At 38.2% G+C, this 7,806-nt stretch carries 6 protein-coding genes and 1 rRNA gene; all 7 read right to left on the bottom strand.

The genetic code is table 11. The features are described 5' to 3' along the window. Nucleotides 1–106, bottom strand: a 16S ribosomal RNA gene (locus tag P9L98_01040); the annotation flags it as partial. Nucleotides 107–276: 170 nt separating this feature from the next. Next, nucleotides 277–888, bottom strand: coding sequence for a hypothetical protein (locus P9L98_01035; GenBank protein MDP8215893.1), 612 nt, complete (start codon nt 886–888; stop codon nt 277–279). Next, nucleotides 857–1,450, bottom strand: a complete 594-nt coding sequence (gene pgsA, locus P9L98_01030; GenBank protein MDP8215892.1) for a CDP-diacylglycerol--glycerol-3-phosphate 3-phosphatidyltransferase — start codon at nt 1,448–1,450, stop codon at nt 857–859. The genes P9L98_01035 and pgsA overlap by 32 nt, the downstream gene beginning before the upstream one ends. Further along, nucleotides 1,425–2,738: a 30S ribosomal protein S12 methylthiotransferase RimO gene (rimO, locus tag P9L98_01025; protein MDP8215891.1), complete on the bottom strand. Its 1,314-nt coding sequence runs from the start codon at nt 2,736–2,738 to the stop codon at nt 1,425–1,427. The genes pgsA and rimO overlap by 26 nt, the downstream gene beginning before the upstream one ends. Before the next feature lie 25 nt (nt 2,739–2,763). Continuing rightward, nucleotides 2,764–3,510, bottom strand: coding sequence for a DUF4115 domain-containing protein (locus P9L98_01020; GenBank protein MDP8215890.1), 747 nt, complete (start codon nt 3,508–3,510; stop codon nt 2,764–2,766). A gap of 9 nt (nt 3,511–3,519) precedes the next feature. Continuing rightward, nucleotides 3,520–5,697 (bottom strand): DNA translocase FtsK 4TM domain-containing protein, encoded by a 2,178-nt coding sequence (locus tag P9L98_01015; GenBank protein ID MDP8215889.1) that lies wholly within the window; start codon nt 5,695–5,697, stop codon nt 3,520–3,522. Between the two features lie 16 nt (nt 5,698–5,713). Then, the gene (locus tag P9L98_01010) at nt 5,714–7,780 is read right to left on the bottom strand and encodes a polyribonucleotide nucleotidyltransferase (GenBank protein ID MDP8215888.1); all 2,067 of its coding nucleotides are present in this window, start codon (nt 7,778–7,780) and stop codon (nt 5,714–5,716) included. Nucleotides 7,781–7,806 lie beyond the last annotated feature (26 nt).

Below are 7,806 nucleotides of genomic sequence, written 5' to 3'. Positions count from 1 at the left end.
TTACTCACCCGTTCGCCGCTATCTACCCGAAGGCAGATCGCTCGACTTGCATGTCTAATCCACGCCGCCAGCGTTCGCTCTGAGCCAGGATCAAACCCTCCGAAAAAAATTTGATCTTACTCTTTTTAACTTTACCGCACTGTCAACCTAAATTTCAAAGAACTGATTTTAGACAAAAGGTAATTGTAACCTTTATTATTAACAATGTCAAGAAAACAAGGCTCTGGATTAGTTATCCAGAGCGTGGTAGAAATTATATCCTAAAGCAGAATATTGTCAAGATTTAATTAATATCTTTCTAGGCCTAAATGGGGCAGGGCCTTCGTGAAGCCAGATAAAATCCTTAAAGAATCTTAGTCTATATTCTTCGTTTTGAGCTTGAATCAAAAAATAATCTTTGGACTCTTCTTTAACAAATAATGGCTTAAGAGTAAATAACAATTTTAAAATACTTGCCTCTTCTCTGGAGATGTTAGATAATAGAGAGTATATCCTGCTTTTAAGATACTCCCTGTTAAACGTCCAACTGTTTAAAGGCGATAAGCCATCCTTTCCATTTTTAAAAGGAGCTTTATAGATAGACAGCTCACCTTTAAACCCGGGGACCTCAAGGTTGAGTTCTTCTTCCGTAAAAGATAAGCAGAGGAGATTAACCTCGGAGAGACCTTTTAATTTGTATTTTGATTTAAAAAGATTGATGTTATATTTAATCCAATCAAAATGCTTCTCTATAAACCCAAGATTATTTTTAAAAAGATACTCTATAAAAAAAAACTTATCTTCTTTAAAAGCTAGAGCAGAGATAGGATAGTTTGATATTAAGATCTCCTCGCTTACAATAGTAAATCCGAGACCTTCAATTAGAGCTATTGATCTTTCTTTTGCCAAAAACATCCTTATGATTATAGAGATATGCCAAACCAGAAGCAAGGGTCAACAATACTGTAAGATACATAAAAGATAGTATCACAGCTTCTACGTGCACAATATACAGCGATGCTAAACTTAACTCTTTAAGACATATCAATATCAAAATAAGATAGACAGCTATAACTTGAGATAATGTTTTGTGTTTTGCCAGACGCGACGCCGGAATAACCTTTCCTAAGCCTGCAGCAAGAAGCCTTAAACCGGTTATCATAAACTCCCGAGCTAAAATAACTATAACCATCCAAGCGGGAATCAATTTCAGACTCACGAAAGATATAAAAGCAACCATAATCAATATTTTGTCAGCCAAAGGGTCTAGAAAAGCACCGAACTTTGAAGTAACGTTCAATTTACGAGCAAGCTTACCGTCGTAGTAATCGGTTAAAGAGGCAACTATGAAGATAGCGAGGGCTATAACTGATGCCCATTCAAACGAAGAAAAAATAAACAGCAGAAAAAAGAAGGCAAGCAGAATACGAGATACGGTTAATATATTAGGTAATCTCTGCAGTAAGGTCATACTCTAATACATCCTTTACTTTTACATTAACAAATTCTCCAGGATCTATTTTATCACTTTTCTCAATATAGACAATGCCGTCTACCTCCGGAGCATCAAATTCAGACCTGGAAAGGTAATACTCCTCTATCTCCTCCTCAACTAAAACCCTGGCCTCTTTCCCTAACAACCTGCTGTTAAGCTCTTTTGCTATACCGTTCTGCACTTTCATAACAGCATCAAACCGCTGGTCTTTTATAGATTCCGGTATCTGCCCTTTGAAATCAAAGGCATCTGTATTATCTTCTCTTGAATACCTGAAACAACCCAGCCTGTCAAATTTAGTATCCTTTATAAAACCAATCAACTCATTAAAATCAGCTTCACTCTCTCCCGGAAATCCAACTATAAAACTTGTTCTGATCGATAAACCCGGTACTCTCTCTCTTAGCTTTTTTATTAAACTGAATATTCTTTTCTTTGAAGCAGGTCTATTCATTTTTTTCAAAATTTTGCCGCTTATATGCTGCAGAGGTAAATCTATATACTTACAGAGCTTCTTTAATTCCTGATAGCAACCTATTAAATCGTCTCCTACCATCTGAGGATGCGCATAAAGCAAACGAATCCAAAAATCACCCTCGATATTATTTATACCTCTAAGTAGACTCACGATGTCTATCTTAGCCCCTAAATCAACACCGTATGAAGTCGAATCTTGAGCCACAATATTCAACTCTCTCACCCCTCTCCCTACTAAAAACTCAGCCTCTTTTAAAATATCATCCAAAGGCCTGCTTCTGTAATAACCTTTTATGCCGTAAATGGCACAGTAACTACATTTATGAGAACATCCTTCAGATATCTTTAAATATGCAAAATGAGCTGGAGTCAGATATGCTCTCTTCTTGACCGGATAGTCTAATAGATACTTCTCTTCTTTAACATTTTGAACTCTTTCACCTTTTGAGATATCCTTAAGTACCTCTATTATATCATCCCAGTTGATTCCAATAACAGCATCAACCTCAGGCATCTCTTTTAATACCTCTTTTGAATATTTTTGAGTAAAACATCCACCTACTATGATTTTGATATCCTTTGTTTTTTTAACCTGGACCAAATCTAAAATTATATCAATTGACTCTTTCTTGGCATCTCCTATAAACCCGCAAGTATTTACAATAGCAATATCCGCACTTAATACTTCATCTACAATCTCATCTCCCTTTCTAGAGATAATATCCAGCACATATTCTGAATCAACAAGATTTCTAGCGCAACCCAAGCTTATTAAAAAAACTTTCATTATCTTACTTCAATCAAGATTAAACCTATGGTAGGTCTATACCGTCAGATGTAATCTTTATCCCTTTTATAATACCTCTTCCTATAGGTCCGATACTTCTACCGTTAAGTATGAACGAGAGTCGGGATGCCTCCCCAACCCAAAGCTCAAACTCTCCCTCAGCATTCCATATCTCAGATTGATTAGTTTTCAAAATACCGTCAAAAATCTTTTTATTGTCGGCGCGAAGCTGAATCCAGCAGTCTTCACTAGCTTTTATCGTCAACTGTAAAGTGATAACTTCTTTTGCGCTTTTCTTGGCAGCTATATCTTCGGCCTCAATTATACCATCGTTTCTTATTCCGACATTTACAACGTCTTCTATCTTGAGATCAGAACCATCATGGTCGATAAATATCGCTAATGTCTTTTTAACTCCTAAAAATATGAAGTATATAGAGCTGACTATAAATAGAGAGAGTATGGCTGTTTTAAAAATTAAAACAAATTTACCAGGCATAGAGCCCGGCTTAAGATACCCCTGCTCCCTGGCTTTAAGTTCTGGCGGAAGCATATCCAACTCGCTTAAAATTTGATCCTCATCCAACCCCAAAAATCGAGCATATTTCCCCAAAAAACTCCTTAAATAAAGAGTGGATTTAAAGTAACCGAAATCTTCATCTTCCAGTACTTGCAAAACCTTGGGGTGTATTTTGGCTCTCTGAGTGATAAAATCGTACTCATAGCCTAATTTTTGGCGCGCCTTTTTTAGTTTTATTCCTATATTAGCCATGGATAAACTCTATTGATGGTCAACCTCCTCTTTAAAATCTTGTAAATACTCTTCTCTGTCCATCAATATCTCTCTAGGCTTCGAACCTTGATAAGAACCTACTATATTATCTTCTTCCATCATATCTATTAACCTGGCAGCCCTGGTATAACCAACGCCGAGCCTTCTCTGCAGCATCGATACCGAAGCCTGCCCTGTCTGCATGATAACATTAATTGCTTCTCTGTATATCTGGTCTCTCTTGCCGTGAGCCCTTACCCCGGCTACTCCGGAAGAAGAACCCAAAATATTATCATCGTATTCGGGTTTTCTCTGTTCTTTTATAAAGTCGACAACCCTCTCTATCTCCTTGTCTGAGATCAGGCTACCCTGAGCCCTGCAAGGCTTAGACGCTCCCGGAGATATAAACAACATATCGCCTTTACCTAAAAGCTTATCAGCCCCGTTTAAATCTAAAACGGTACGGGAATCAACCTTGGATGCCACCTTAAAAGATAACCTGGAAGGAAAGTTTGCCTTTATAACGCCGGTAATTACGTCAACTGACGGTCTTTGAGTCGCAAGTATCATATGAATTCCCACTGCACGGGAAAGCTGAGCAAGCCGTGCGATGCAACCCTCTATCTCCTTAGACGCCACCAACATCAAATCTGCAAGCTCATCTATTACAACAACAATGTAAGGCAGACTCTGAGGTAATTCAGAGCCTTTATCTTTTTTCTGATTATAGGAATCTATATTTCTAGTTGTCGCCTTAGATAGAAACTTATATCTACTATCCATCTCCTCGACTACCCACTTTAAAGCCGAAACAGCCTGATTGGCGTTGGTTACAACAGGTACTATCAAGTGAGGCAAGCCATTAAAAGGCATCAATTCAACCATTTTAGGATCTATTAAAATCATCTTTAACTCATCAGGGGTAGCACGATAAAGAAAGCTGACTATAAGAGAGTTTATACATACCGTTTTACCAGAGCCAGTTGTTCCAGCTATCAAAAGATGGGGCATTTCATTTAAATCGCTTATAAGAGGCTCGCCTGAAATTTTCTTACCCAACGCTAAAGATAAGAGCGACCGTTGAGCGTGAAAGTCGGCCGATTCGATAACATCCCTCAAATAGACCATTGAAGAGGTTATATTTGGAATCTCAACCCCAATTGTTCCTTTACCGGCAACAGGGCTTACATGAACATTATAGCTTTTCATAACAAGACCTATATCTTCAGATAGAGAAGCAATCCACTGAACTTTTACTCCCGGGGCAGGTTGAAGCTCATACCTTGTTATAACGGGACCTTTTTCAATATTTACAACCTTAGCCTCAATATTAAAATCTCTCAGTGTCTCTTCAAGCAATTCTGCTCTGGCATGAAAATCCTCTGCTCTATCTCTGCCTTGACGCTGCTCTGGAATCTCCAGTAAATCTATGGGCGGCAAAGTAAAGCCGCCTCGGGATACATCCTTAAATTGTTTTAAAATTGTATGTCTCTGCGGTCTATCTATATCTTTTATTTTAAGCAGCGGCCTCTTCTTAACAACTTTAACTTCGGAAATCCTATCTTCAGGCTCTAAAGCCTTCCCTTTTTCTACTTTAGAAAATCTCTGTTTTGGCTCAAATTTTCTAATCCTATGATATCTAAATAGATTTGATATTGCCTTAATCAAAATAAAATATAATCTCTTCAATCCCTTAATAATATAACTCAAAAGCGGTAAATCAGTGACCATTATAGCAGAGAGCAGCAGGACAAAAAAACTTACCAATATCGCCCCGGAATAACCAAAATACTTTCTGGTATAATCTAAAAAATAAAACCCGGCAATACCGGAAAGATTAAAACTAATCTCCTTATTGAAATGACTCAAGAGCGCAACAGAACAGCTTAGTGAACAGATAAGAAGAAAAAAAGAGAATAGCTTAAGTCTGAAATGCTTAAAATCCTCTTCATAGAAATAAAACATATATGTCCAGAAAAAAATAACAGCAGGAATTATAATACCTGTCCATCCAAAATAACTACGTAAAAAATAACCCGAGAGAACAGTAATATTCCTGAAAAAGCTTCCCCCTTCAATCCCATAGAAACTAAGCTCTGGATGAGATAATGGCGAAAAAAAGATAATTGCTAAAAAAAGATATAGGCCTATTGCTGCCCCAAGCAGGCAGAGAATCTCCTTTTTCATAAATCTCCCAACAAAATCATTCGACTTGCTTCATGCTCAACTTTATCTTACCGGTATCATCTATACCGATAACTTTGACTTTAACTTCATCTCCTTTTTTAATAACATCTTCAACGTTGGCAACATAATCGTTGGAAATCTCAGATACATGAACCAAACCTTCTTTACCCGGAGCTATTTCGCAAAAAGCTCCAAAATTAACAACCTTGACCACCTTACCATCGTAGAGCTCTCCAACCTTGACATCTTTTATCAACTCCTCAACTCTTTTGAGAGCATACTGCAATTGTTCGTCGTCATCAGCAGCTATATGCACAACACCATCATCATCAATATCAAACCTTGCCCCAGTATCACTTGTAAGCTTTCTTATTGTCTTTCCACCAGGGCCAATAATTATAGCTATCTTCTCAGATTCTAACTTAAAGGATGTCAATCGAGGCGCATAAACTGATACAGATGTTCTGGCCTGACTCATAACCTTATCCATTATATCTAAGATCTTGATCCTAGCCTCCTGAGATTGCTTTAGAATCTTTGATATTAAATCAATTTTGATTCCGGCTATCTTTAAATCTAACTGTATAGCAGTAATCCCAGCTCTAGTTCCAGCAATCTTAAAATCCATATCTCCAAAATTGTCTTCCGCACCAGCAATATCTGTTAGTATCAACTCATCATCGCCCTCTTTAAATAGACCCAAGGCTATACCTGCAACAGATGATTTTAAAGGAACACCGGCATCCATCATCGACAAAGATCCGGCAGATACCGTAGCCATAGATGAGGAACCATTAGATTCTAAAATATCTGAAACCAGCCTAACGGTGTAAGGAAACTCTTCATTCTGAGGCATTACCGCTTTTAAAGCTTTCTCAGCCAAAGCACCGTGACCTATCTCCCGCCTGCCTGGTCCTCTCATAGGACGTACCTCTCCTACGCTAAAAGAAGGGAAATTATAGTGAAGCATAAATTTTTTAGACGATCTTCCTTCTAATGATTCTATAGTCTGCTCATCGCTAGTTGTACCCAAAGTCGTAACAGCCAGACTCTGAGTCTGACCTCTGGTAAACAATGCGGAACCATGAGTGCGAGGTAATACCTCAACCGAACAGCTTATATCTCTAAGCTCTGTTAACGATCTGCCATCTACTCTTTTTTTGTTTTTGATAGCATACTCCCTAATAGAACTTTTCTGCACTGCATAGACAGCCTCTTTAATATCTTCCTCTGAATAGACTTCCTGATATCTCTCTATCAATTCACTCTTAAGGGAAGATAGCAAGTCAGCTCTCTCTTCTCTATCTTTTGTAATGCTGATCTCTGCAATTTTAACCCCTGCATCTTTCTTTATGGCATTAATCGTATCGCTGCTTACTTTAAAAAGCTCGGGCTTAAATTTTTCCTTTCCGCATTTTTTTCTCAATTCATTCTGAGCTTCTATAATAGAGGGAAGGTATTTTTGAGCAAAACTAATAGCATTAAAAACATCTTCCTCACTCATCTCTCTGGCTTCTCCCTCCAGCATAATGATACCCTCTCCATCTCCGACCAAAGTAATAGTTAGATCAGACTCTTCTACCTGCTTATACTCTGGGCTTAAAACAGACTCACCATTGACCATGGCAAGCTTAATTCCTGCTATTGGAGACTCAAACGGGATATCAGAGATATAGAGCGCCGCAGAAGTCCCAATAATAGCTAGAACATCTGGATCATACTTACCATCGCTCGATAGTACTATAGCTGTAATCTGAACTTCATTTCTTAAACCTTCGGGGAATAGAGGCCGTATCGGTCTATCAATTAGACGGGATGTTAATATCTCCTTATCTGTAGGTCTCCCCTCTCTTTTGAAAAACCCTCCAGGTATCTTACCGGCTGCATAAGTCCTCTCTCTATAATCAACCATAAGAGGAAGAAAATCTATTCCTTCTCTGACTTCGGTAGACATAACTGCATTGACCAGAACGATAGTCTCTCCGCATTGCACTCTCACAGAACCGTTAGCCTGCCTGGCCATCTCTCCTGTAGTTATTACAATATCTTCTTCACCAATTTTAACTCTTACTTCTTCTTTCATTATAACTCCTTGTCATTAAAAGGTAG

This window comes from Candidatus Kaelpia imicola (assembly GCA_030765505.1).
GTDB lineage: Bacteria > Omnitrophota > Gorgyraeia > Kaelpiales > Kaelpiaceae > Kaelpia > Kaelpia imicola.
Note: the sequence above shows the minus strand (reverse complement) of the source record. Positions and strands in the feature narration are given on the sequence as shown.